The sequence below is a fragment of the Pseudomonas sp. SK3(2021) genome (genome assembly GCF_016772375.1).
Classification (GTDB): Bacteria; Pseudomonadota; Gammaproteobacteria; order Pseudomonadales; family Pseudomonadaceae; genus Aquipseudomonas; species Aquipseudomonas chlororaphis_I.
Window position 1 is genome coordinate 3,301,004 of the sequence record NZ_CP061943.1, and the last position, 24,444, is coordinate 3,325,447.

The following is a 24,444-nucleotide window of genomic DNA, read 5'->3' on the forward strand; positions in this document are numbered from 1 at the left end:
CTACACCGCGTGCGGTGGTTTTGTGTAGCCGCTGCCGAGCCTGCGAGGCTGTGATCGGCGGCGCAGCCGTCGCAAACCGGGCAACCGCGTTGCATCCGCTACACCGCGTGCGGTGGTTTTGTGTAGCCGCTGCCGAGCTTGCGAGGCTGCGATCGGCGGCGCAGCCGTCGCAAACCGGGCAACCGCGTTGCATCAGCTACACCGCGTGCGGTGGTTTTGTGTAGCCGCTGCCGAGCCTGCGAGGCTGCGATCGGCGGCGCAGCCGTCGCAAACCGGGCAACCGCGTTGCATCAGCTACACCGCGTGCGGTGGTTTTGTGTAGCCGCTGCCGAGCCTGCGAGGCTGCGATCGGCGGTGCAGCCGTCGCAAACCGGGCAACCGCGTTGCATCAGGGGCACCGCGTGCGATGGTTTAGCGGCCTCGGCAGCGGCTACAGCGCGCGTGGAGGTGGGGGGAGCGGTGTCAGGCGCTTACAGCCAATTCCAGAAGCGGCTCCAGAAGCCGCGGTTCAGCTCTTCCCGGCAACCGGCGTATTGCTGGCCGTACAGGTTGGAGCGGCTTTGCACTTTCCCCGCCACGGTCTGCAGCCAGGGCTTGGCCACATAGGTCTGCCGGCGGTAGCCGCCCCAGCCTTCGTGGTAGTTCAGGTATTGGCGGTAGGCGTCCTGCTTGGTCACGCCGTTGACCCGCGAGGTCTGGTCCATGTACCAACCGATAAAGTCGGTGGCGTCGGCGAAGTTGGTGCGGCTGGCCCAGTAATTGTCGCCCTTGCGTTGGTAGTCGCCCCAGACTTCGTCCTTGGCCTGCGGGTAGCCGGCCGCCGTGGAGACCCGGCCCCAGGGAATCACCCACAACAGGTATTTGCGCGGCGGCAAGGCGTCCTGCTTGAAGCTCGACTCCTGGTAGATGATCGACAGCGGCACCTGGATCGGCACCCCCCATTTCTCCTCGGTGGCCTTGGCCGCCTTGTACCAGTCGCTTTTCTCGCGAAAGATCTCGCAGATGTCGTTGGGGTTGGCCGGCGGCGAAGTCGCGCAACCGGTCAGGATGAGGGGGAAGGCTACGGCGGCACAGGCGAAGCGGGTCAAGGGCAAGGCTCTATTCGGGTCGATGGGAGCGCCGCGTGGCGCTCCTGCGATCAGTTCAGTTGGTGGCGATAGGGCAGGTCCGGTCCGGTCTTGCCACAGGTCAGCGCCGCGGCGCGGATGGCGAACCCGAGCATCTGGTCGATCTGCTCCCGGCTCAAGCCCGCGACACCTTCCAACGAATCCAGCTGTCGTTCGCTCAGCCAGGCAATCAGAGCGGCCTGGAAGGTGTCGCCGGCGCCCACGGTGTCGGCCATCTTAATCGGCACGGCCGGCGCCGACCAGCGGCCATGCACCCGACTGAACACCGTCGCGCCCTCTGCGCCGCGGGTCAGGAACACCAGCTGGCAGTGATGCTGCAGCCAGCCGTCGATCACTTGCTGCGGATCCTGGTCGGGGTAGAGCAGGTGCAAATCCTCGTCGCTGACCTTGATCAGGTCGGCCAGCCGGACCAGGGTGTCGATGCGCTGGCGCCACAGTTGGATGTCCGGGGCCGGGTTGAGGCGCACGTTGGGGTCGAGGCTTATCAGGCGCTGGCCGCGCTCGCGGCGCACCAGCGCCAGCAGGGTGTCGGCGATCGGCTGCACCACCAGGGAATACGAGCCGATATGCAGGCCGCGCACCCGGCTGTCGAGCTGCGGTAGGTCGCTGAGCTGCAACTGGCGGTCGGCGCAGCCTTCGCCACGGAAGCTGTATTGCGGCGAGCCGTCGGCGCCCACCGCGACCATCGCCAGGGTGGTCGGGGCCTGGACGTGCAGCAGGTAGTCTTCGTTCACGCCTTCGTCGCGCAGCACCTGCAACAGGCGCCGGCCGAGGTAGTCGGTGGACAGCCCGGCGAACAGCGCCGCATCCACGCCCAGGCGGCGCAATCCCACCGCGACGTTGAAGGGCGAACCGCCGGCGATTGCCTGGAAGTTGACCCGCGAGGCCCGGCCGCTGGCATCGTCTTCGCTGAAAAAATCGAACAGTGCTTCACCACAGACCAGGTACATAGTCATTCGCTCTTCAAAAGGGTTGCCACATGCTGTTGGTAAGGTTCATAGGCCTGCTGGTAGGCCGCGACATTGGCCGCTATCGGCAAGGTCTCGCTGCTGGCATCGAGCCTCACGCAGCGTTGGCACAGCTGCGCCAGGCTTTGCGCCTGGCCGCGGTCGTGCGACTCGCACCAGGCCGCCTGGATCGCCGCGCCCAGGGCCGCCGCTTCGCTCTGCTCGGTGCAGACCACCGGGGTGTGCATGATATCGGCAACCATCTGCCGCCACAGCCGGCTTTTCGAACCGCCGCCGATCAGGCGGATGCTCTGGCTTTGCAGGCCGTTGTGGCGCAGCAGGTCCAGGCCGTAGCGCAGGCCGAAGGTGGTGCCTTCCACCACCGCGCGGCACAGGTTGGCCCGGGTCAGGTTGTTGGCGGTCAGGCCCAGCAGGCTGCCGCTGGCATGGGGCAGGGCGGGGACCCGCTCGCCGTTGAGGAACGGCAGCATACACACGCCCTCGGCACCGATCGGCGCCTGTGCCACCCATTGGTTGAAGGCGTCGATATCCAACTCGAACAGTTCGCGCACCGCGCCCGTGGCATTGGTCAGGTTCATGGTGCAGATCAGCGGCAGCCAGCCGCCGCTGGAGGAACAGAAGGTCGCCACCGCGGCGTCTGTGCTGACCCGCGGTTGCCCGGCGTAGGCATACAGGGTGCCCGAGGAGCCCAGGCTCATGGTGATCGCCCCGGGCTGGATATTGCCGGTGCCGATGGCCCCCAGCATGTTGTCGCCGCCACCGCTGGACACCAGCGCCCGGGGGTTGAGGCCCAGGTGCCGGGCGATCTCGGGTAGCAGCCTGCCCACCGGCTGGTGGGCTTCGAGCAGTTCCGGCAAGGCGGCTTCCAGGCGGCCGTCGGGGTCGATGTGCCTGAGCAGCGCCAGGTCCCATTGCCGGGTGCGCACGTTGAAATAGCCGGTGCCCGAGGCGTCGCCGTATTCGCTGCAGCAGCGGCCGGTCAGCCAGTAGTTCAGGTAGTCGTGGGGCAGCAGGACATGGGCGATGCGCTGGAAGATCTGCGGGTGCTGCTCCCGGGTCCACAGCAGTTTCGACACTGTGTAGCCGGGGGCAATCGCCACGCCGAGGCGTTCCAGGGAGCCCTGTTCGCCGCCCAGGTAATCCAGCAGGCGCTGGTTCTGCGGGGTGGATTCAGTGTCGCACCAGAGTTTGGCCGGGCGCAGCACCTGGCCCTGCCGGTCGAGCAGGACCAGGCCATGCTGCTGGCCGGACACGCCGATGCCGAGGATGTCCAGGCCGCTGACACCGGCGGCCAGCAAGGCACGGCGAGTGGCCAGGGCGAACGCCTCGCGCCATTGCCCGACGTCCTGTTCGCGGCGGCCGTTGGCGCCACTGATCAGGCTGTGGGGCGCCGCGCCCAGTCCGAGCACTGCACCGCTGGCGGCGTCGAGGACGATGGCCTTGGTGCCCTGGGTGCCGCAGTCGATGCCGAGGAAAAGCTGTTGCGTCGTCATGGATGAACCTGCACAAAATTCAAATCAAACCCACTGTAGCCGCTGCCGAGCCTGCGAGGCTGCGATCGATTGCGCAGCGATCGCAGAGCCTGAATCCGCGATTTGCCTGGAGAAACGCGTCGGCAGGCCTTGCGGCTGCTGCGCAGCCGATCGCAGCCTGCGGCAGCGGCTACAGGGTTTGCGGTGGCCGTGTAGCCGCTGCCGAGCCTGCGAGGCTGCGATCGATTGCGCAGCCATCGCAAAACCTGAATCCGCGATCTGTCTGGAGAAATGCGTTGGCAGGATTTGCGTCGGCTACGCCGCCGATCGCAGCCTTCGGCAGCGGCTACAGGGTTTGCGGTGGCCGTGTAGCCGCTGCCGAGCCTGCGAGGCTGCGATCGATTGCGCAGCCATCGCAAAACCTGAATCCGCGATCTGTCTGGAGAAACGCGTTGGCAGGATTTGCGTCGGCTACGCCGCCGATCGCAGCCTTCGGCAGCGGCTACAGGGTTTGCGGTGGCCGTGTAGCCGCTGCCGAGCCTGCGAGGCTGCGATCGATTGCGCAGCGATCGCAAAACCTGAATCCGCGATCTGTCTGGAGAAACGCGTTGGCAGGATTTGCGTCGGCTACGCCGCCGATCGCAGCCTTCGGCAGCGGCTACAGGGTTTGCGGTGGCTGTGTAGCCGCTGCCGAGCCTGCGAGGCTGCGATCGATTGCGCAGCCATCGCAAAACCTGAGCTCGCGATCTGTCTGGAGAAATGCGTCGGCGACAGGCAAGCATCAGCGGCCCCGGGCCAATACCCGTTCCAGGGTGCGGGTCACGCCGTCGTCGCGCAGGCTGCTGTAGCAGCGCTCGAAGGCTGCGGTGAATGCGGCGTTGGCGGGGATCGCCGTGCCGAAGATTTCCTCGACCGCCAACAGGCGCCGGCCGATCAAGGCATCGTCCGCCACCAGCGCCTGGCAGAACGCGGCACGCGGGTCGGGGATGGCATAGGTGTCGCCGTTTTCGTCGACGCCCCTGAGGTACAGGGCCCAGGCGGCGACCACCAGCGCGGCGCGCTCGGTGTCGCGACCGTCGGCGATCAGGCGGTTGAGGGTCGGCACGGTGAACTTGGGCAGCTTCGACGAGCCGTCGGAGCAGACCCGTTCCAGCTGGTCGGCAATCGCCCGGTTGGAGAAACGCGCCACCAGGGTGTCCTTGTAGTCGCAGAGGTCGATGCCCGGCACTGGCGCCAGTTGCGGGGTTACGTCGAGGTCCATGTAGGCGCGCATATAGGCCACGAACAGTGGGTCGGCCATGGTCTCGTGGACAAAACGGTAGCCCTTGAGGAAGCCCAGGTAGGTCAGGGCCAGGTGGCTGCCGTTGAGCAGCTTGATCTTCATCTCCTCATAGGGTGTGACGTCGTCGGTGAATTGCACGCCGACCTTTTCCCAGGCCGGCCGACCGCTGACGAACTTGTCTTCCAGCACCCATTGCGCAAAGGGTTCGCAGACCACCGGCCAGGCGTCGTCGATGCCGTGCTGGTCGTGCAGTTGCAGGCGGTGGGCGGTGCTGGTCATCGGCGTGATGCGATCGACCATGGCGTTGGGGAAGCTGACGTTGGCGGCGATCCAGTCGTGCAGGTCGGCGTCGCGCTGGCGGGCGAAGGCCAGCAGCGCCTTGCGGGTCACCGCGCCGTTGTGCGGCAGGTTATCGCAGGACATCAAGGTAAAGGCCGGGACCCCGGCCGCCCGGCGCCGGGCCAGGGCCGCGCAGAGAAAACCGAACACGGTCTTGGGCTGCAGCGGGTGGGCCAGGTCGTGCTGGATCTGCGGCAGGTGGGCCATGAACTCGCCGCTGCTGTCGTCGATGCAGTAACCGCCCTCGGTGATGGTCAGCGAGACGATGCGGATCTGCGGGTCGGCCAGTTTGTCGATCAGGGCCTGGGCGCCGTCCTCGGCCAGCAGCATGTCGCGGATCGCGCCGATCACCCGCACTTGGGCGGCGTCGCTGTCGCCCAGCTCGAACAGGGTGAACAGGTAATCCTGGCCGGCCAGGTCGTCGCGGGCGCGGCGGTCCTCGGCGCGCAGGCCGACCCCGCAGATGCTCCAGTCCAGGCCTTCGCCAGTGTTCATCAGGGCATCGGTGTAGTAGGCCTGGTGCGCCCGGTGGAAACCACCGACGCCGATATGCACGATGCCTTGCCGGGTCTCGGCCAGGTCGTAGGCGGGCAGCCGGACTTCGGGGGGCAGGCGGTGGAGGTTGTGTCTGTTCAGTTTCATCGTTCGGTTCTCGTTCAGGCGGCGGCGCGCAGCGGCCTGGCCACGGCCACGCCGTCGGCATCGAAGAGGTGGCAGTGTTCGGCGTCCAGGTTCAGGCTCAGCTGCTGGCCATAGGCGCTGGCCAGGTCGCCGCGGATACGCAGGGTCAAGGCTTCGCCGGAAGGGGTGACGACGTGGCAGAAGGTGTCGCTGCCCAGGCGCTCGCTGACGTCGGCGGTGACCTGCAGGGTGCAATCGCCGGGGCGGGCCAGTTCCAGGTGCTCGGGACGAATGCCCAGGGTCACCGGGCTGCCGACGCTCAGCCTGGCGCTGCTTTGCGGCAGTTGGATGCGGGTGCCGGCATCCAGCAGCACCTCGCAGCCCTGGCCCTCGACCCGGCTGATCCGGCCCTTGAGGAAGCCCATCTTCGGCGTGCCGAGGAAACCGGCGACAAACAGGTTGGCCGGGCTGTGGTACAGCTCCAGCGGCGAGCCCACCTGTTCCACGCGGCCGCCGTTGAGCACCACTACCTTGTCGGCCAGGGTCATGGCTTCGACCTGGTCGTGGGTCACGTAGATCATGGTCGCCTGCAGCTCTTTGTGCAGGCGCGCCAGCTCCAGGCGCATCTGCACCCGCAGCGCGGCGTCGAGGTTGGACAGCGGCTCGTCGAACAGGAAGATCTTCGGGTTGCGCACGATGGCTCGGCCGATGGCCACGCGCTGGCGCTGGCCGCCGGACAGCTGCTTGGGCTTGCGCTCCAGCATCGGCCCCAGTTCGAGGATGCGCGCCGCTTCGTTGACCTTCTGCTGCACCTCGGCCTTCGGCACGCCGGCCAGGTCCAGGGCGAAGGACATGTTCTTGCGCACGCTCATGTGCGGGTACAGGGCGTAGGTCTGGAACACCATGGCCAGGTCGCGCTTGGCCGGGCTGACCTCGGTGATGTCGCGGCCATCGAGCTCGATGGTGCCGCCGCTGACTTCCTCCAGGCCGGCGATCAGCCGCAGCAGGGTGGACTTGCCACAGCCCGAGGGGCCGACGAAGACCACGAACTCCTTGTCGCGCACTTCCAGGTCGATGCCCTTGATGATGGAAAAACCTTCGAAGCCTTTTTGCAGATTCTTGATTTTCAGGTTGGCCATGGAATCTCTCCGGATTTCAGAATTTCGGTGCAGCGGCTGCCGAGCCTGCGAGGCTGCGATCGGCCGCGCAGCGGACGTGCTCTTGAAGGCCTCGAAGGCTCTTCGAGCCTTATCGCAGCCTGCGGCAGCGGCTACAGGGTTTGGATCAGCGTTGATCAGGGGGTCGTCTGGTTATTTCACGGCGCCGAAGGACAGGCCGCGCACCAGTTGTTTCTGGCTGATCCAGCCGAAGATCAGGATCGGCGCGCAGGCCAGGGTCGAGACGGCCGAGAGCTTGGCCCAGAACAGCCCTTCGGGACTGGAGTAGGACGCGATCAGCGCGGTCAGCGGCGCGGCGTTGGACGAGGTCAGGTTCAGCGACCAGAACGCCTCGTTCCAGCACAGGATCAGCGACAGCAGCACGGTGGAGGCCAGCCCGCCCTTGGCGATCGGCAGCAGCACCCGGAGCATTTCCTGGCCCAGCGTCGCACCGTCCAGCCGCGCGGCCTCGAGGATGTCCCGGGGGATGTCCTTGAAGTAGGTGTAAATCATCCAGACCACGATCGGCAGGTTGATCAGGGTGTAGATCACGATCAGCACGATGCGTGTGTCCAGCAGGCCAAAGCTCTTGGCCAGCAGGTAGATCGGCATCAGCACGCCCACCGGCGGCAGCATCTTGGTCGACAGCATCCACAGCAGGGTGCGCTTGGTGTTGCGGGTCTCGTAGAAGGCCATGGAGTAGGCGGCCGGTACCGCGATCAGCAGGCACAGGGCGGTGGCGCTGAAGGAGATCACCACCGAGTTCCAGGCGAAGGCCAGGTAGTTGCTGCGCTCGTTGATGTGCAGGTAGTTCTCCAGCGTCGGCGTGAAGATGAACTGCGGCGGCGTGGCGAAGGCATCGATTTCGGTCTTGAAGCTGGTCAGCAGCATCCAGAAGATCGGGAAGAAAATCAGGATCGCGATGGCCCAGGCCAGGGTGCCGAGCAGCAGGCTGTGCAGGCGGCGGGATTGTTGCAGGGTCATGGCGCGCACCTCAGGGCTTGTCAGTCAGGTTTTTGCCGAGCATCCGTACCAGGATGATCGCGGCGATATTGGCGATGACCACGGCGATCAGGCCGCCGGCCGAGGCCATGCCCACGTCGAACTGCACCAGCGCCTGGTTGTAGATCAGGTAGGCGAGGTTGGTCGAGGCGTAGCCCGGGCCACCGTTGGTGGTGGTGAAGATCTCGGCGAACACCGAGAGCAGGAAGATGGTCTCGATCATCACCACCACCGCGATGGGCCGCGCCAGGTGCGGCAGGGTCAGGTGCCAGAAGATCGCGATGGCCCCGGCGCCATCCAGGCGCGCGGCTTCCTTCTGTTCCTGGTCCAGCGACTGCATGGCGGTCATCAGGATCAGGATGGCGAACGGCAGCCACTGCCAGGACACAATGATGATGATCGACAGCAGCGGGTAGTGGGCCAGCCAGTCCACCGGCTGGGCGCCGAACAGCTTCCACACGGCGGCGAGAATCCCCGACACCGGGTGGAAGATCAGGTTCTTCCAGATCAGCGCACCCACCGTGGGCATGATGAAGAACGGCGAGATCAGCAGCACCCGGACGATGCCGCGGCCGAGGAACTCGCTGGCCTCCAGCAGGGCGCTGATCAGCACGCCGAACACCACGCTGATCAGCAGCACGCTGCCCACCAGCAACAGGGTGTTGCCGGCCCCGGGCAGGAAGCCCGAGTCGCTGAGGAAGTAGCTGAAGTTCTCCAGCCCCACGAACTGATTTTCCCCGGGGTACAGCAGGTTGTAGCGGATCAGCGAGAAGTACAGGGTCATGCCCAGCGGCACGATCATCCACAGCAGCAACAGCGCTACCGAGGGGCTGACCAGGAACCAGCCGGGGTTGAGCAGGCGGCGCTTGCGCGCGACCTGGGGCACTTGCAAATGAGCTTTGGCAGTCGAGGTATTCATGGCAATCACAACCGTTCAGGTGCGCGTAACGCTATTCCCTGTAGGGGCGAGCTTGCTCGCGATGTTTTTCACGCCTGTCGGCGTGATCGCGAGCAAGCTCGCTCCTACAGGTAGGGATAGAGGATTACTTGGGATAGCCGGCGCGTTTCATTTCGCGTTCGGTGGTCTGCTGCGCGGCGGCCAGGGCCTGGTCGACCGTGGTCTGGCCGATCAGCGCGGCGGAGAACAGCTTGCCGACCTGGGTGCCGATGGCCTGGAACTCGGGAATGGTCACCAGCTGGATGCCGATGTAGGGCACCGGCTTGAGGGTCGGCTTGGTCGGGTCGGCGACCTTCAGCGATTCCAGGGTCACCCTGGCGAACGGCGCGGCCTGCAGATAGGCCTCGCTGTAGGTGGACGCGCGGGTGCCTGGCGGTACGTTGGCGATGCCGTCTTTCTCGGCGACCAGGGCCCCGTATTCCTTGGAGGTGGCCCAGGTGGCGAAGGTCCGCGCGGCGTCCTTGGCCTTGGAACTGGTGGGGATCGCCAGCGCCCAGGAGTACATCCAGGCGCTGCCCTTGTCGGTCACCTGGTGCGGGGCGTAGGTAAAGCCGACGTGTTCGCTGACCTTGCTCTGCGATTTGTCGGTGACGAAGGAGCCGGCGACGCTGGCGTCGACCCAGATCGCGCACTTGCCGCTGTTGAACAGCGCCAGGTTCTCGTTGAAGCCGTTGCTGGAGGCGCCGGGCGGGCCGGCCTTTTTCATGGTGTCGACGTAGAAGGTCAGGGCGTTCTTCCATTCCGGCCCGGTGAATTCCGGTTGCCACTGCTCATTGAACCAGCGCGCGCCGAAACCGTTGGCCAGGGTGGTGATCAGGGCCATGTTCTCGCCCCAGCCGGCCTTGCCGCGCAGGCAGAGGCCGTACTGTTCCTGCTCGGGCTTGTTGAGCTTGCCGGCGAACTCGCCGATCTGCTCCCAGGTCGGGTGCTCGGGCATGACCAGGCCGGCGTCCTTGAACAGGTCGGTGCGGTAGTAGGTCATCGAGCTTTCGGCGTAGAACGGCAGGGCGTACAGCGTGCCCTTGGCCGACAGGCCTTCGCGTACCGCGGGGAAGATGTCCTGCAGGTCATAGGCGGCGGGCAGGTCCTGCATCGGTTGCAGCCAGCCCTTGGCGCCCCAGAGCGCGGCTTCGTACATGCCGATGGTCAGCACGTCGAACTGTCCGCCCTGGGTGGCGATGTCGGTGGTCAGGCGCTGGCGCAGCACATTCTCTTCGAGCACCACCCAGTTCAGCTTGATGTCCGGGTGCTCGCTCTCGAAGGCTTTCGAGAGTTTCTGCATGCGGATCATGTCGCTGTTGTTGACGGTGGCGATGGTCACGGTCTGGGCGCCGAGGCTGACGCCGCTCAGGGTCATGCAGGTGGTGACGAGCAGGGCTTTGATGCAGGGCTTCATCGTGCACTCCTCTTCCGGGCCCGGTGGGCGGCAGAAGGACGGTTATTGTTGTTGTGTCTTCCGGATGCTGGGAAGAATGTGGGCTGATTACAGCCCTCAACGCCCGCGCTGACAAATCATCCCTGACACTCGAATCGATACTTTTTTGCACTGCAACGAAATCCTCAACCCGGCGCAAGCTGCCACGGGCCAAGGATTCGCCCGCCCGGACCGGGTAAAGCCGGGGAGATAACGTATTGGTTTTTTGGCCGGACGGCCTGTGCCGGAGAGCGGCGAGACGGCGCCGATGGCAGCGGCGAAGCCCCGGTCGAACGGGGCTTCGCTGAGGGGCAGGGGTCAGAAGCTATAGGTGGCCGACATGATCGCCGCGCGCGCGTCGCCGTACTCGATGGCCGAGGAGCGCGCCGTCGAGCCGTTCTGCTGGCGCACCCGTTCCACATAGTCCTTGTCGAACAGGTTGTTGACGTTCAGCTGCAGGTCGAGGTTGTGGTTGACCTTGTAGCCGAGCATGGCGTTATGCACCCAGTAGGCGTCCAGCTTGGCCCGGGTGCTGGAGGTCACGTTGCGCTCGCTGACATAACGCGTGCCGTAACCCAGGGTCCAGCCGGCCGGCAGTTCATAGGTGGTCCACAGGTTGAGCGAACGCGGCGGCGTGTTGCCCAGGGCCTGGCCCTTGCGCGCGATACCCGAGGCGGTGTTCGCCGCGTCGAGGGTTTCGCTGTCGAGGAAGGTGTAGTTGGCGAACACATCCCACTGCTCGCTGACATGCCCGGTGACGCCGATTTCCACACCTTGCACCCGCTGCTTGCCGGCCAGTTGGGTCGAACCGTCGGCCATGGTTTCCCGGGCGTTGCTCTTCTCTACGCGAAACAGCGCGGCGTCCAGTTCCAGGCGCTTGTCCAGCAATTCCCACTTGGTGCCCAGTTCCCAGGTCTGGTTCTTTTCCGGCGCCAGGTCCTGGTTGCCCTTGCTCAAGCCACCGCCGGTCGAGGCCAGGTTCTCGGCGGAAGGGTTGAAGGAGTTGCCCCAGGCGGCATAGATGCGCCCGTTCTCGGTGGGCTTGAACACCAGCCCGGTGCGGGCGCTGGCCTTGTTCGTGTCCGAGGCCAGGCTCTCGCTCTTCACATGGCTGGCCGAGTATTTGTCGATATCGCCCTTGATCTTGTCGTAGCGCAGGCCGAGGTTGAGGTCCCAGCGCTCGCTCAGGGCGATGGTGTCGAACAGGTAGTAGGCCTGGCCCTTGAGGGTGGTCTCGGTATAGCCGCTGGTGGCCTTGTTGACCGGGCCGCTCCAGCGCCCGGACGGGTTGCCCAGGGCATAGCCGTTGCGCGGATACAAGGCGCTGCCCAGGCCATGGCTGTAGGTCTTCAGGTCGAGGGTTTCCCGGGACAGCTCCAGGCCCACCACCAGGTCGTGGCGCATGCCGGCGAACTCGAAGTCGCCGATCAGGTTGCTCTGGTTGATCCACATCTCGGTGGTGGCATCGCGCCCGTAGGCCTGGGGCCCGGCCGGGCGGTAGCGGCCCGCCGGCACGCCGCTGATGTTGGCATGGGACGCCGAGACGATGGTGTCGCGCGCGGTGCGGCTGTAGCGCGTGAGGTTCTGCAGGCGCAGGTGGTCGCTGAAGTCATGTTCGAAGTCGGCGGTGAAGGCGTTCTGTTCGATCTCTTCCTTGTCGAGGTTCTTCCAGCCGAAATAGGCATCGCGCTTGACCCCGGCCAGCTTCTTGCCGTCCAGCGCCGGTACGCCGTAGTCCGGCAGGTTGTCGTCGGTCTGGTGGAAGGCGCTGAGGGTCAGCCGGGTGGCGTCGCTGAAGCCCAGGCGCAACGATGGCGCGATGCCCCAGCGCTCGCGGTCGATCTTTTCGCGGCCGGGCACTTCGTTCTGATGGCCCATCAGGTTGATCCGTACCGCGCTGTCCTGGCCGACGCCTTCCAGGGGCTGGTTGCTGTCCAGCGTCAGGCGGTAGTAGTTGTCGCTGCCGAGGCTGCCGCCGAGGCGGGTGAACGCCTGGTTTTTCGGTTGCTTGCTGACCAGGTTGATGCTGCCGCCGGTGGTGCCGGCGCCGCCGAACACCGAGTTGGGGCCCTTGATCACCTCCACCTGCTCGATGTTGAAGGTATCGGAACGGTTGGTCTGCGCGCTGTCGCGCAGGCCGTCGATCTGCAGGTTGCTGTTGGCCGAGAAGCCGCGGATGTTGATGCTGTCCCCCGAGCCGCCACCACCTTCGCCGGCGTTGAAGGTGATGCCGGACACGTTCGACAGCACCTGGCGCAGGCTCAGCGCCTGCTGTTCCTGGATCAGCTTGGGCGGCACCACGGTGATGGTCTGCGGAGTGTCCAGCAGCGGCGCCACGTACTTGGCGGAAGACGAACGTTCGGTCCGGGAACCGGGTTGCTCGGCCTCGACCTTGATGTCGTCCAGTTGCAGGGATTGTTGCCGTTCGCCGGCTTCGGCCGCGCCGGCGCAGGAGGCAAGGGCCAGGCCCAGGGTGGAGGCCAGCAAGCGATGTTGCGGCAGGGTGGATGGGGCTTTCGTTTGCATAAGGAGCACTCTCTTTTTTTTGGTGAGAGTCGATCCTATTTGGGATTGGTTGCTAATAAATCGTGCGAAGGGCTACTTGCGGTTATCTCGCGAAATTTAGGACGTTTCTTGATGGAAACCAGTAAAAGTCACCGCCGGGTATCGGACATATGCTGCACCTTAGCTAAAAGCTCACTGGCTTTTTACCGATCACTGCCTAAGATGACCGGCCCATCCCTTTATGCAGGAAGCCGTTCAGCGCGATGTCGGAAAAAGACACGATCTCCATGCAACTGGTGCGCGAAGCGCTGCTGCAAAGCTGCGCCCCGGGTGCCGCCAGCGAAGAAGTGCTGCTCAAGGTCGGCATCGACCCGGCCCAACTGGAGGTCAGCGCCGCCCGCGTGCCGGCGCTGGCCTATGCCCGGTTGTGGCGCCTGCTGGCGCGGCGCACGGACGACGAGTTCTTCGGCATGGACCCACGCAAGCTCAAGTCCGGCAGCCTGGCGTTTCTCTGCCGCTCGGCCATGGCCCAGCCGACCCTGGCGGCGGGCCTGGATTCGGTGCTGGGCTTTCTGTCGTTGATGCTCGAACACCTGCCGGCCCAACTGGTGCGCCAGCAGAGCCTGGCGGAGATCGTCCTGTTGGAGGACGAACAGGCGCCGCGCCGGGCCTTCACCTATTTCACCTACTGGATGATCGTCCACGGCGTGGCCTGCTGGCTGGCCGGGCGGCGCATCCCGATCCTGGCCATCGAGCTGCGCTGCGCGGAACCGGATTTCTGCGACGACTACCAGGTGATGTTCTCGCAGAACCTGCGGTTCGACCGGCCGCGCACGCGGATGATCGTCGCCGCCGACTGCCTGGACCTGCCGATCAAGCGCACTGACGAGGAGCTCAAGCGCTTCCTGGCCCAGGCGCCGGCCAACATCCTGGTCAAATACCGCGACCCGCAGAGCCTGGCCAGCCGCATCAAGCACGACCTGCGCCAGTTGCCCGCCGCCCTGTGGCCGGAAACCGAGAGCCTGGCCCACAGCCTGTGCATGTCGGCCTCGACCCTGCGTCGCCGCCTGGCGGAAGAAGGGCAGACCTACCAGGCAATCAAGGACGGGGTGCGCAAGGAACTGGCGATCGCCTGGCTGGCGGAGCCGCAGATCAGCTTCACGGAAATCGCCAGCCGCCTGGGCTTCGCCGACGCCAGTTCGTTCTACAAGGCCTTTCGCAAATGGTCCGGCTCCAACCCCGGGCACTACCGCAGCCTGATCCTCAACGACCCGACCTGAGCGCATCCCTGTAGCCGCTGCCGCAGGCTGCGATCGACCGGAACGGTCGCAAAGGCGTGCGGCGCGGTGTCTCTGATGCACCGCGTCAAGGCTGATAGCGAGTCCTGCGGCCTCGATCGCAGCCTGTGGCAGCGGCTACGGGAAACCAGGGTAGCCGCTGTCGAGCAATAGCGAGGCTGCGATCGGCAACGCAGTTGCCGCAAAACCTGAGCCTGTGGTGGGTCAGGCTGAATCCGTTGCCTGGGTGGCGACCGCTACGCGGGTCGATCGCAGCCTGCGGCAGCGGCTACGGGAAACCAGGGTAGCCGCTGTCGAGCAGCGCGAGGCTGCGATCGGCAACGCAGTTGCCGCAAAACCTGAGCTTGCGGTAGGTCAGACTGAATGCGTTGCCTGGGTGGCGACCGTTACGCGGGTCGATCGCAGCCTGCGGCAGCGGCTACGGGAAACCAGGGTAGCCGCTGTCGAGCCGCGCGAGGCTGCGATCGGCAACGCAGTTGCCGCAAAACCTGAGCTTGCGGTAGGTCAGGCTGAATGCGTTGCCTGGGTGGCGACCGTTACGCGGGTCGATCGCAGCCTGCGGCAGCGGCTACGGGAAACCAGGGTAGCCGCTGTCGAGCCGCGCGAGGCTGCGATCGGCAACGCAGTTGCCGCAAAACCTGAGCTTGCGGTAGGTCAGGCTGAATGCGTTGCCTGGGTGGCGACCGTTACGCGGGTCGATCGCAGCCTGCGGCAGCGGCTACGGGAAACCAGGGTAGCCGCTGTCGAGCCGCGCGAGGCTGCGATCGGCAACGCAGTTGCCGCGAAACCTGAGCTTGCGGTGGGTCAGACTGAATGCGTTGCCTGGGTGGCGACCGCTATGCGGGTCGATCGCAGCCTCGCTGTCGCTCGGCAGCGGCTACAGGGCGCCTTAGTCGTCCTGGCTAGCATGGGGTTCTTGGCCAAACCAGTCACGCAACTTGAAAGCTTTGACCATTGTCCCGACCGGGCCGTGGCGCCAGTATTTGCCCGATGTTTTTGTGGTTTCCGTCCTAGTGGTTCCCATCCTAATAAAAACAGCGAGGGATTCTGGCAATGCGCGATTACCTGTCTGCCACGGCACACTTCAATTATCAGCACACCGTCGATGCGGCCCTGCATGGCTCCTTGGCGGCACTCAATGCCTGCGTCGAATGCTGTGACCGGCACGCCTTGCCGGGGCGCATCGCGCTGTTCTGGGAGGGCCGCGACGGCAGCAGCGCGACCTACACCTTCAGCGAGTTGCAGGAGCAGGCCGCGCGTTTCGCCAACTTCCTCCTGGCCCAGGGCGTGGGCCAGGGCGACAGGGTCGCCGGCCTGCTGCCGCGCAACGTCGAACTGCTGATCGCGGTGCTCGCCACCTGGCGCATCGGCGCGGTCTACCAGCCGCTGTTCACCGCCTTCGGCCCCAAGGCCATCGAACACCGCCTGGGCAGCTCCGGGGCCAAGCTGGTGGTGACCGACGCGGTCAACCGGCCAAAGCTCAATGAGGTGGCCGACTGCCCGACCATCGTCACGGTCGCGGGCGCCAAGGGCCAGGGCATCGTCCGCGGCGACTTCAGTTTCTGGGCCGAGCTGGCCCATTACCCGGCGCAGTGCGAACCCGTGCTGCTGACGGGCGAGGACCCGTTCCTGCTGATGTTCACCTCCGGCACCACCGGCCCGTCCAAGGCCCTGTACGTGCCGCTCAAGGCCATCGTCGCGTTCCAGAGCTACACCCGCGACGCCGTGGACCTGCGTCCCGAGGACGCGTTCTGGAACGTCGCCGACCCGGGCTGGGCCTACGGCATCTATTTCGGCGTCACCGGCCCGCTGGGCCTGGGCCACCCGATCACCTTCTACGATGGGCCCTTCACCCTGGAAAGCACTTGCCGGGTGATCAATAAATACGGGATCAGCAACCTCACCGGTTCGCCGACCGCCTACCGCCTGCTGATCGCCGGCGGCGATCAGTTCGCCCGCTCGATCAAGGGCAAGCTGCGCATTGTCAGCAGCGCCGGCGAGCCGCTGAACTCGGAGGTGATCCGCTGGTTCGCCGACAACCTCGGCGTGGTGATCCACGACCATTACGGCCAGACCGAACTGGGCATGGTCCTGTGCAACCACCACGGCCTGGAGCACCCGGTGCATGTCGGCGCGGCCGGTTTCGCCTCGCCGGGCCATCGCATCGTGGTGCTCGACGAACAGCACCGGGAACTCTCGGTGGGCCAGCCGGGGATCCTCGCCATCGACCGCAGCCAGTCGCCGATGTGCTGGTTCAACGGCTACGACGGCGTGGTGACCAAGGCTTTCGTCGGCCACTACTACCTCAGCGGCGACACCGTGGAACTGAACCCGGACGGCAGCATCAGCTTCGTCGGGCGCAGCGACGACGTGATCACCACCTCGGGTTACCGGGTCGGCCCGTTCGACGTGGAAAGCGCGCTGATCGAGCATCCGGCGGTGGTCGAGGCGGCGGTGATCGGCAAGCCCGATCCGGAGCGTACCGAGCTGGTCAAGGCCTTCGTCGTGCTCAGCCCGCAATACCGTGCCGCGCCGGAGCTGGCCGAGGAGCTGCGCCAGCATGTGCGCAAGCGCCTGGCCGCGCACTCGTATCCCCGTGAAATCGAATTCATCGGCGACTTGCCGAAAACCCCAAGCGGCAAGTTGCAGCGCTTCATCCTGCGCAACCAGGAAATCGCCAAGGCTCAAGAGGCCGCGGCGCACAAGGCTTCGGCCTGAATTACCCAGGAACTCATGATGCACATCGAAAACAAGGTTTTTATCGTCAGTGGCGGCGCTTCCGGTCTCGGTGCGGCCACCGCGCAGATGCTGGTCAAGGCCGGCGCCCAGGTGATGCTGGTGGACCTCAACGCCGAGGCTGTGCAAGCCCAGGCGCGGCAGCTCGGCTGCCAGAGCACGGTCGCCGATATCACTGACGAGGCGGCCGCGGACGCGGCGGTACAGGCCACGCTCAAGGCGTTCGGCAGCCTGCATGGGCTGGTCAACTGCGCCGGGATCGTGCGCGGCGAGAAGATCCTCGGCAAGCACGGTCCCCATGCCCTGGCCAGCTTCAGCCAGGTGATCAACGTCAACCTGATCGGCAGCTTCAACCTGATGCGCCTGGCCGCCGCGGCCATCGCCGACAGCGAGCCGAACGCCGACGGCGAGCGCGGGGTGATCATCAACACCGCCTCGGCGGCGGCCTTCGACGGGCAGATCGGCCAGGCCGCCTATGCCGCCTCCAAAGGCGCCATCGCCAGCCTGACCCTGCCGGCCGCCCGCGAACTGGCACGCTTCGGCATCCGGGTGATGACCATCGCCCCGGGCATTTTCGAAACCCCGATGATGGCCGGCATGAGCGACGAAGTCCGCGCTTCCCTGGCCGCCGGCGTGCCGTTCCCGCCACGCCTGGGCAAGCCGGACGAGTACGCCGCGCTGGTCGGGCATATCATTAGCAACAGCATGCTCAATGGCGAGGTGATCCGTCTCGACGGCGCCCTGCGCATGGCAGCCAAGTAAGGAGGACTCCCCATGAACCAAGATCCGATCGTTATCGTCAGCGCCGTCCGCACCCCCATGGGCGGTTTCCAGGGCGAACTGAAAAGCCTGACCGCGCCCCAGTTGGGCGCCGCCGCCATCAAGGCCGCCGTCGAGCGCGCCGGGGTGGCCAGCGACAGTGTCGATGAAGTGCTGTTCGGCTGCGTGCTGCCGGCCGGTCTCGGCCAGGCACCGGCCCGCCAGGCGGCGCTGGGCGCCGGGCTGGACAAGGCCACCCGCTGCACCACCCTGAACAAGATGTGCGGCTCCGGGATGGCCGCGACCATCGCCGCCCACGACATGCTGCTGGCCGGCAGCGCCGAGGTGGTGATCGCCGGCGGCATGGAAAGCATGTCCAACGCGCCGTACCTGCTGGACCGCGCCCGCAGCGGCTACCGCATGGGCCACGGGCGGGTGCTCGACCACATGTTCCTCGACGGTCTCGAAGACGCCTACGACAAGGGCCGGCTGATGGGCACCTTCGCCGAAGACTGCGCCGAAGCCAATGGCTTCAGCCGCGAAGCCCAGGACGCCTTCGCCGTGGCCTCGCTGACCCGTGCCCAGCAGGCGATCAAGGACGGCAGCTTCAAGGCGGAAATCGTGCCGCTGCAGGTCACCGTCGGTAGGGAACAGCAAACCATCAGCGACGACGAACAGCCGCCCAAGGCCAGGCTGGACAAGATCGCCACGCTGAAACCGGCGTTCCGCGACGGCGGCACCGTCACCGCGGCCAACTCCAGCTCGATCTCCGACGGCGCCGCGGCCCTGGTGCTGATGCGCCGTTCCGAGGCCGAGAAACGTGGCCTCAAACCTCTGGCGGTGATCCACGGCCACGCCGCGTTCGCCGATACCCCGGGGCTGTTCCCGGTGGCGCCGGTCGGGGCGATCAAGAAACTGCTGAAGAACACCGGCTGGTCGCTGGACCAGGTCGAGCTGTTCGAAATCAACGAAGCCTTTGCCGTGGTCAGCCTGGTCACCATGCAGAAACTGGAAATCCCCCACGACAAGGTCAACGTCCACGGCGGCGCCTGCGCCCTGGGCCACCCGATCGGCGCGTCCGGCGCGCGGATCCTCGTGACCCTGCTCTCGGCCCTGCGCCAGAAAGGCCTGAAGCGCGGCGTCGCGGCGATCTGCATCGGCGGCGGCGAAGCCACGGCCATGGCCGTCGAATGCCTGTATTAAGGAATCACCATGCTGCCTAATGACGAACAACAGCAGATCGGCGACGCGGCCCGGCAGTTCGCCCAGGAACGCCTGAAGCCATTCGCCGCCGAATGGGACCGCGAGCATCGCTTCCCCCGCGAGGCCATCGGCGAGATGGCCGGGCTGGGCTTTTTCGGCATGCTGGTGCCGGAGCAGTGGGGCGGTTGCGACACCGGCTACCTGGCCTATGCCATGGCCCTGGAAGAGATCGCCGCCGGCGACGGCGCCTGCTCGACCATCATGAGCGTGCACAACTCGGTGGGCTGCGTGCCGATCCTCAAGTTCGGCAACGACGAGCAGAAGGAGCGTTTCCTCAAGCCCCTGGCCAGCGGCGCCATGCTCGGCGCCTTCGCCCTGACCGAACCCCAGGCCGGCTCCGACGCCAGCAGCCTGAAAACCCGGGCGCGGCTGGAGGGCGGGCATTACGTGCTCAACGGCTGCAAGCAGTTCATCACTTCCGGGCAGAACGCCGGGGTGGTGATCGTCTTCGCGGTGACCGACCCGGCGGCCGGCAAGCGCGGCATCAGCGCCTTTATCGTGCCCACCGACTCGCCGGGCTACAGCGTCGCGCGAGTGGAAGACAAACTCGGCCAGCACGCCTCCGACACCTGCCAGATTCTCTTCGAGGACGTGAAGGTGCCGCTGGCCAACCGCCTGGGCGAGGAGGGCGAGGGCTACAAGATCGCCCTGGCCAACCTCGAAGGCGGGCGGGTGGGGATCGCCTCGCAAGCGGTGGGCATGGCCCGCGCGGCCTTCGAAGCCGCCCGTGACTACGCCCGCGAGCGGCAGAGCTTCGGCAAGCCGATCATCGAGCATCAGGCGGTGGCATTCCGCCTGGCGGACATGGCCACCCAGATCGCCGTGGCGCGGCAGATGGTGCACTACGCCGCAGCCCTGCGCGACAGCGGCAAGCCGGCGCTGGTGGAAGCGTCGATGGCCAAGCTGTTCGCCTCGGAAATGGCCGAGAAGGTCTGTTCCGCCGCCTTGCAAACCCTGGGCGGCTATGGCTACTTGAACGACTTTCCGCTGGAGCGCATCTACCGCGACGTGCGGGTCTGCCAGATCTACGAAGGCACCAGCGACATCCAGCGCATGGTCATTTCGCGCAACCTCTGACTTTTAGCAGGAGCTGACACATGAGTTACGAAACCATTCTGTTGGAGATCAAGGACCGCGTCGGCCTGATCACCCTCAACCGTCCGCAGGCGCTGAACGCCCTCAACGCGCAGATCGTCAGCGAAGTGAACCAGGCCCTGGACAGCCTGGAAGCCGATCCACGGATCGGCTGCATCGTCCTCACCGGCTCGAAGAAGGCCTTCGCCGCCGGCGCCGACATCAAGGAAATGGCTGAGCTGAGCTACCCGCGGATCTACATGGACGACCTGTTCAGCGACAGCGACCGGGTGGCCAACCGGCGCAAGCCGATCATCGCCGCGGTCAACGGTTTTGCCCTGGGTGGCGGCTGTGAACTGGCGCTGATGTGCGACTTCATCCTGGCCGGCGACAACGCCAAGTTCGGCCAGCCGGAAATCAACCTCGGCGTGCTGCCGGGCATGGGCGGCACCCAGCGCCTGACCCGCGCGGTGGGCAAGGCCAAGGCCATGGAAATGTGCCTGACCGGGCGGTTTATCGACGCGGTGGAAGCCGAGCGTTGCGGCATCGTCGCGCGCATCGTGCCGGCCGATGAGCTGCTGGACGAGGCGCTGAAAGTCGCGGCGCTGATCGCCGCCAAGTCGCTGCCCGTGAGCATGATGATCAAGGAAAGCGTGAACCGCGCCTTCGAAGTCAGCCTGTCGGAAGGCGTGCGTTTCGAGCGCCGGGTGTTCCACGCGGCCTTCGCCACCGAGGATCAGAAGGAAGGCATGGCGGCGTTCATCGCCAAGCGGGAGGCGCAGTTCAAGGACAAATAGTCCGGGCTGTCGCTAGCCATAAAAAATCGCAGCTTCGGCTGCGATTTTTTGTGTGTGGTGTTTGTACGGACGCTATCGCGGGTAGCGCGTGTGCCTGTAGCCGCTGGCGCAGCCTGCGATCGACCGGTACGGTCGCAAGGCGGGCGACGCGGTTCAGTGGATGAGCCGCGTCAGGGCTGACAGCGAGTCCTTCGGCCTCGATCGCAGGCTGCGCCAGCGGCTACCTCTATTCGGCGTGCAGCGATGCTTCTGGGGTCACAACAGATAGTGCTTCAGCTCGCGGGCAATCAACATGCGCTGGATCTCGCTGGAGCCTTCGTAGATCTGGGTGATCCGCGCGTCCCGGTAGTAGCGCTCCACCGGGTAGTCCTCGAGGTAGCCGTAGCCGCCGTGGATCTGGATCGCCGAAGAGCAGACCTGCTCGGCCATTTCCGAGGCGAACAGCTTGGCCTGGGAGGCTTGCGACAGGCACGGCTGGCCGGCGCTGCGCAGGCGCGCGGCATGCAGGATCAGCAGGCGCGCGGCGTTGAGGCGGGTGTGCATGTCGGCGAGCAGGTTGGCGATGCTCTGGTGCTCGATGATCGGCTTGTCGAACTGCACCCGCTCGCGGGCGTAGGCCAGCGCCGCCTCGAACGCGGCGCGGGCGATGCCCAGGGCCTGGGCGGCAATGCCGATGCGACCGCCTTCGAGGTTGGACAGGGCAATGGCCAGGCCCTTGCCACGCTCGCCCAGCAGGTTGGCCTCGGGGACGGTGCACTGGTTGAGGGTCACCGCGCAGGTGTCCGAGGCGCGGATGCCCATCTTGTGTTCGCTGCGATCGACGACAAAACCCGGGGTGTCGGTGGGCACCAGGAACGCCGACAGGCCTTTCTTGCCCAGCTGCGGATCGGTCACCGCGAAAACGATGGCCAGCTTGGCGCGCCGGCCGTTGCTGACGAACTGCTTGGCGCCGTTGATCACCCACTGGCCGTCCTTGAGCTCGGCGCGGGTGCGCAGGTTGTGGGCTTCGGAACCGGCCTGGGGTTCGGTCAGGCAGAAGCAGCCGATCGCCTGGCCGCTGGCCAGGTCCGCCAGCCAGGTCTGTTTCTGTTCCTCGCTGCCGTAGTTGAGGATCGGCCCGCAGCCCACCGAGTTGTGGATGCTCATCAGCGCGCCGGTGGCGCCGTCGCCGGCGGAGATCTCTTCCACCGCCAGGGCGTAGGCCACGTAGTCGACATAGGTGCCGCCCCATTCCTCGGGGACCACCATGCCCAGCAGGCCCAGTTCGCCCATCTTCGCCACGAGGGCGTCGTCGATCCAGCCGGCCTTTTCCCAGGCCTGGGCGTGGGGGGCGATTTCACCGCGGGCGAAGTCCCGGGCCATGTCGCGGATCATCACCTGCTCTTCGCTCAATTCAATGTCGTGCATGGCTCAGCTCCGGCTCGGGTCGAAAGCGCTGAAGAAACTCGCCACGTGCGCGGCGTCCAGCGCCTGCAGGATCGGCGGGTTCCAGCGTGGGTTCTTGTCTTTGTCGATCAGCAGGGCGCGCACGCCCTCGATCAGGTCGCCGCGCTCGAACCACTGGCGGTCCAGGTGCAGCTCCAGGGCAAAACACTGTTCCAGGCTCAACTGGCGACCGCGCCGGAGCATTTCCAGGGTCACGGCCATGGCCAGGGGCGAGCGGGTCGACAGCAGGTCGGCGGTGCTGCTGGCCCATTCATGAGTATCGCCCAGGGTCACTTCGCGCAGCTGTTGCACGATGCCCGGCACGTCGGCCTGGGCGAAGAAGTGGTCGATGGCCGGGCGCAGCGCCGCCAGCGGCGCGTCTGGCAACTGCTGCACGGCGAGCTTGGCCAGCAGGCCCTGCAGGTCCTTGAGCGGGGTGTCGCGCCATTGCAGGCGGTCGAGGCGCTGGTCCAGCAGGCTCAGCTTGTCGCTCTCCAGGTACCAGTCCGCCAGCCCGCAGTACAGGGCATCGGCGGCGCGGACCTGGACGCCGCTGACCCCCAGGTAGATCCCCAGCTCGCCGGGGATGCGCGACAGGAAGTAACTGCCGCCGACATCCGGGAAATAACCGATGCCGACTTCCGGCATCGCCAGGCGGCTGCGCTCGGTGACCAGGCGCAGGTCGGCGCCCTGGACCAGGCCCATGCCGCCGCCGAGGACAAAGCCGTCCATCAGCGCCAGCACCGGCTTGCGGTAATGGTGGATCGTCAGGTCCAGCGCGTATTCCTCGACGAAGAACTCCTCATGCAGGGTCTGGCCGTTCTTGTAGCTGTCGTAGAGGGTGCGGATATCGCCGCCGGCGCAGAAGGCCTTCTCGCCGGCGCCACGCAGGACCACCGCGTGCACCTGCGGGTCCTGGGCCCAGGCGTCGAGCTGTAGTTGCAGGGTGCGCACCATGCCGAGGGTGATGGCATTGAGGCCGGCGGGGCGGTTGAGGGTCAGGTGACCGATGTGGTTGCGGACTTCGGCCAGCACGTCCTGTTGCGAGGCCTCGACCGGCGCGGTACCGGCGTCTCGCGTGGCCTGGGATGGAACCTGAGCAGTCATCACTAACTCCCTGCTTTTATTGTTCTTTATAGGTGTGTTCGCGCGCGAACGATGAGGGATCGTAACAGTGCAAATTTGCCATGTACAACCCGGATAACTGCAGGTTGGCTGTGCATTTTTGCATAAGGCGCAGATGCCCTCGACGCTGTTTGCCATGCCGTCGGGGCCGGTAGGGCGAGCGCGGATTTATCTGCCGTCCAGGCGCACCGGACGACCGGCGTCGCTACAATGGCGCCCGACTTTCGTGACCCAGAGGCAACATGGACATCGACCTGGCCCGCACCTTTTTGCAAATCGTCCGCAGCGGCAGCCTGATCGCCGCGGCCGAGCGCCTGCACCTGACCCAGACCGCGATCAGCGCCCGGGTGCAGAACCTCGAAGGCCAGCTCGACTGCAAGCTGTTCGTGCGCAACCGCGCCGGGGCGCGGCTGACCGCCGATGGCGAGGCGTTCATCGTCTACGCCAACCAGCTGGTGCAGACCTGGGAGGCTGCCCAGCGCGACCTGCCGTTGCTGGCCGGTTATCGCAATGTGCTGCACATCGGCGGTGAAGTCAGCTTGTGCAACCCGCTGATGCTCAACTGGGTAAGGCGTTTGCGCCAGGCGATTCCCAGCCACGCCGTGCGCAGCCAGATCGCCGAGGGGGCGAGCCTGCAACGCCAGCTGGAACTGGGGGTGCTGGATGCCGCGCTGGTGTTCCAACCGGTGTACGGGCCGGGGTTGCAGGTCGAGCAATTGCTCGAGGAAAAGCTGATCCTGGTGCGCCTGGCCGGCAAGCCCGAGCCTTATGTGTACATCGATTGGGGCGAGGATTTCCGCCGCCAGCACGACGCGGCGCTGCCGGACCAGGCCAAGGCCGCGGTGGGGTTCAACCTCGGGCCGCTGGCCTTGCAGTTCATCCTCGAGGGCGGCGGCAGTGGCTACTTCCGTACCCGGGTGGTGCAAAGCTACCTGGACAGCGGTGTGCTGGAACGGGTGGAAAAGGCCCCGGAGTTCAACTTCCCGACCTACCTGCTGTACGCCCGCGAACGCGACTCGGTGGAGCTGCAGCAGGCCTTCGAAGTGCTGCGCGAGGTCATCGCCAGCGACACCGACTGGTCGCAGCGCTGGGATCCGATGATCTGAGTCGTAAAACGCGGCG

18 protein-coding genes are annotated in these 24,444 nt (G+C 65.9%); 7 read left to right on the forward strand and 11 right to left on the reverse strand.

Features of this window, described 5'->3' with window-relative positions; genetic code table 11:
• Positions 1-470 precede the first annotated feature (470 nt).
• From IF690_RS14820 to IF690_RS14860, 9 genes are all read right to left on the reverse strand, one after another.
• Positions 471-1,088, reverse strand: a complete 618-nt coding sequence (locus IF690_RS14820; RefSeq protein ID WP_202696221.1) for a transglycosylase SLT domain-containing protein — start codon at positions 1,086-1,088, stop codon at positions 471-473.
• Positions 1,089-1,138: 50 nt separating this feature from the next.
• On the reverse strand, positions 1,139-2,077 hold the full coding sequence (locus tag IF690_RS14825) for a carbohydrate kinase family protein (protein ID WP_202701452.1): 939 nt from the start codon (positions 2,075-2,077) through the stop codon (positions 1,139-1,141).
• Between the two features lie 2 nt (positions 2,078-2,079).
• Positions 2,080-3,588, reverse strand: a complete 1,509-nt coding sequence (gene xylB, locus IF690_RS14830) for a xylulokinase (protein ID WP_202696222.1) — start codon at positions 3,586-3,588, stop codon at positions 2,080-2,082.
• 760 nt (positions 3,589-4,348) lie between these two features.
• Entirely contained in the window at positions 4,349-5,830 is a 1,482-nt protein-coding gene (locus IF690_RS14835) for a mannitol dehydrogenase family protein (RefSeq protein ID WP_202696223.1), read from the reverse strand.
• A 14-nt stretch (positions 5,831-5,844) separates the two neighbouring features.
• Positions 5,845-6,948, reverse strand: a complete 1,104-nt coding sequence (locus tag IF690_RS14840; protein WP_202696224.1) for an ABC transporter ATP-binding protein — start codon at positions 6,946-6,948, stop codon at positions 5,845-5,847.
• Positions 6,949-7,119: 171 nt separating this feature from the next.
• Positions 7,120-7,950, reverse strand: a complete 831-nt coding sequence (locus tag IF690_RS14845; RefSeq protein ID WP_202696225.1) for a carbohydrate ABC transporter permease — start codon at positions 7,948-7,950, stop codon at positions 7,120-7,122.
• A gap of 10 nt (positions 7,951-7,960) precedes the next feature.
• A complete protein-coding gene (locus IF690_RS14850; RefSeq protein ID WP_124308558.1) occupies positions 7,961-8,887 on the reverse strand; it encodes a carbohydrate ABC transporter permease in 927 nt (308 codons plus the stop codon).
• A gap of 124 nt (positions 8,888-9,011) precedes the next feature.
• Positions 9,012-10,322, reverse strand: a complete 1,311-nt coding sequence (locus IF690_RS14855) for an ABC transporter substrate-binding protein (RefSeq protein ID WP_202696226.1) — start codon at positions 10,320-10,322, stop codon at positions 9,012-9,014.
• 336 nt (positions 10,323-10,658) lie between these two features.
• Positions 10,659-12,866 (reverse strand): TonB-dependent receptor, encoded by a 2,208-nt coding sequence (locus IF690_RS14860; RefSeq protein WP_202696227.1) that lies wholly within the window; start codon positions 12,864-12,866, stop codon positions 10,659-10,661.
• 242 nt (positions 12,867-13,108) lie between these two features.
• On the opposite strand from IF690_RS14860, the gene IF690_RS14865 reads away from it, so the two are divergent.
• The 6 genes from IF690_RS14865 to IF690_RS14890 all read left to right on the forward strand — a co-directional run bounded on the left by IF690_RS14865 (position 13,109) and on the right by IF690_RS14890 (position 20,772).
• Positions 13,109-14,125, forward strand: coding sequence for an AraC family transcriptional regulator (locus tag IF690_RS14865; protein ID WP_202696228.1), 1,017 nt, complete (start codon positions 13,109-13,111; stop codon positions 14,123-14,125).
• A 1,071-nt stretch (positions 14,126-15,196) separates the two neighbouring features.
• Complete coding sequence (locus IF690_RS14870; protein WP_202696229.1) at positions 15,197-16,861, forward strand: AMP-binding protein; 1,665 nt, start codon at positions 15,197-15,199, stop codon at positions 16,859-16,861.
• 18 nt (positions 16,862-16,879) lie between these two features.
• Complete coding sequence (locus IF690_RS14875; RefSeq protein WP_202696230.1) at positions 16,880-17,641, forward strand: SDR family NAD(P)-dependent oxidoreductase; 762 nt, start codon at positions 16,880-16,882, stop codon at positions 17,639-17,641.
• A gap of 12 nt (positions 17,642-17,653) precedes the next feature.
• Entirely contained in the window at positions 17,654-18,841 is a 1,188-nt protein-coding gene (locus IF690_RS14880; protein ID WP_202696231.1) for an acetyl-CoA C-acyltransferase, read from the forward strand.
• 9 nt (positions 18,842-18,850) lie between these two features.
• Complete coding sequence (locus IF690_RS14885) at positions 18,851-19,978, forward strand: acyl-CoA dehydrogenase (protein ID WP_202696232.1); 1,128 nt, start codon at positions 18,851-18,853, stop codon at positions 19,976-19,978.
• Between the two features lie 20 nt (positions 19,979-19,998).
• The gene (locus IF690_RS14890) at positions 19,999-20,772 is read left to right on the forward strand and encodes an enoyl-CoA hydratase (protein WP_202696233.1); all 774 of its coding nucleotides are present in this window, start codon (positions 19,999-20,001) and stop codon (positions 20,770-20,772) included.
• A gap of 255 nt (positions 20,773-21,027) precedes the next feature.
• Here IF690_RS14890 and IF690_RS14895 read toward each other — a convergent pair whose 3' ends face one another.
• Both IF690_RS14895 and IF690_RS14900 read right to left on the reverse strand, forming a co-directional pair.
• Positions 21,028-22,179, reverse strand: a complete 1,152-nt coding sequence (locus tag IF690_RS14895) for an acyl-CoA dehydrogenase family protein (RefSeq protein WP_202696234.1) — start codon at positions 22,177-22,179, stop codon at positions 21,028-21,030.
• Between the two features lie 3 nt (positions 22,180-22,182).
• Positions 22,183-23,304: an enoyl-CoA hydratase/isomerase family protein gene (locus tag IF690_RS14900; RefSeq protein ID WP_202696235.1), complete on the reverse strand. Its 1,122-nt coding sequence runs from the start codon at positions 23,302-23,304 to the stop codon at positions 22,183-22,185.
• 260 nt (positions 23,305-23,564) lie between these two features.
• Between IF690_RS14900 and IF690_RS14905 the strand changes: the two genes are divergently transcribed.
• Positions 23,565-24,428, forward strand: a complete 864-nt coding sequence (locus IF690_RS14905; RefSeq protein ID WP_202696236.1) for a LysR family transcriptional regulator — start codon at positions 23,565-23,567, stop codon at positions 24,426-24,428.
• Positions 24,429-24,444 lie beyond the last annotated feature (16 nt).

Bases quoted from the DNA above. Each gene is read 5' to 3' on its own strand.
- IF690_RS14825 (WP_202701452.1), bottom strand. From the start codon at position 2,077: ATGTACCTGGTCTGTGGTGAAGCACTGTTCGATTTTTTCAGCGAAGAC.
- xylB (WP_202696222.1), bottom strand. From the start codon at position 3,588: ATGACGACGCAACAGCTTTTCCTCGGCATCGACTGCGGCACCCAGGGC.
- IF690_RS14835 (WP_202696223.1), bottom strand. From the start codon at position 5,830: ATGAAACTGAACAGACACAACCTCCACCGCCTGCCCCCCGAAGTCCGG.
- IF690_RS14840 (WP_202696224.1), bottom strand. From the start codon at position 6,948: ATGGCCAACCTGAAAATCAAGAATCTGCAAAAAGGCTTCGAAGGTTTT.
- IF690_RS14845 (WP_202696225.1), bottom strand. From the start codon at position 7,950: ATGACCCTGCAACAATCCCGCCGCCTGCACAGCCTGCTGCTCGGCACC.
- IF690_RS14850 (WP_124308558.1), bottom strand. From the start codon at position 8,887: ATGAATACCTCGACTGCCAAAGCTCATTTGCAAGTGCCCCAGGTCGCG.
- IF690_RS14855 (WP_202696226.1), bottom strand. From the start codon at position 10,322: ATGAAGCCCTGCATCAAAGCCCTGCTCGTCACCACCTGCATGACCCTG.
- IF690_RS14860 (WP_202696227.1), bottom strand. From the start codon at position 12,866: ATGCAAACGAAAGCCCCATCCACCCTGCCGCAACATCGCTTGCTGGCC.
- IF690_RS14865 (WP_202696228.1), top strand. From the start codon at position 13,109: ATGTCGGAAAAAGACACGATCTCCATGCAACTGGTGCGCGAAGCGCTG.
- IF690_RS14870 (WP_202696229.1), top strand. From the start codon at position 15,197: ATGCGCGATTACCTGTCTGCCACGGCACACTTCAATTATCAGCACACC.
- IF690_RS14875 (WP_202696230.1), top strand. From the start codon at position 16,880: ATGCACATCGAAAACAAGGTTTTTATCGTCAGTGGCGGCGCTTCCGGT.
- IF690_RS14880 (WP_202696231.1), top strand. From the start codon at position 17,654: ATGAACCAAGATCCGATCGTTATCGTCAGCGCCGTCCGCACCCCCATG.
- IF690_RS14885 (WP_202696232.1), top strand. From the start codon at position 18,851: ATGCTGCCTAATGACGAACAACAGCAGATCGGCGACGCGGCCCGGCAG.
- IF690_RS14890 (WP_202696233.1), top strand. From the start codon at position 19,999: ATGAGTTACGAAACCATTCTGTTGGAGATCAAGGACCGCGTCGGCCTG.
- IF690_RS14895 (WP_202696234.1), bottom strand. From the start codon at position 22,179: ATGCACGACATTGAATTGAGCGAAGAGCAGGTGATGATCCGCGACATG.
- IF690_RS14900 (WP_202696235.1), bottom strand. From the start codon at position 23,304: ATGACTGCTCAGGTTCCATCCCAGGCCACGCGAGACGCCGGTACCGCG.
- IF690_RS14905 (WP_202696236.1), top strand. From the start codon at position 23,565: ATGGACATCGACCTGGCCCGCACCTTTTTGCAAATCGTCCGCAGCGGC.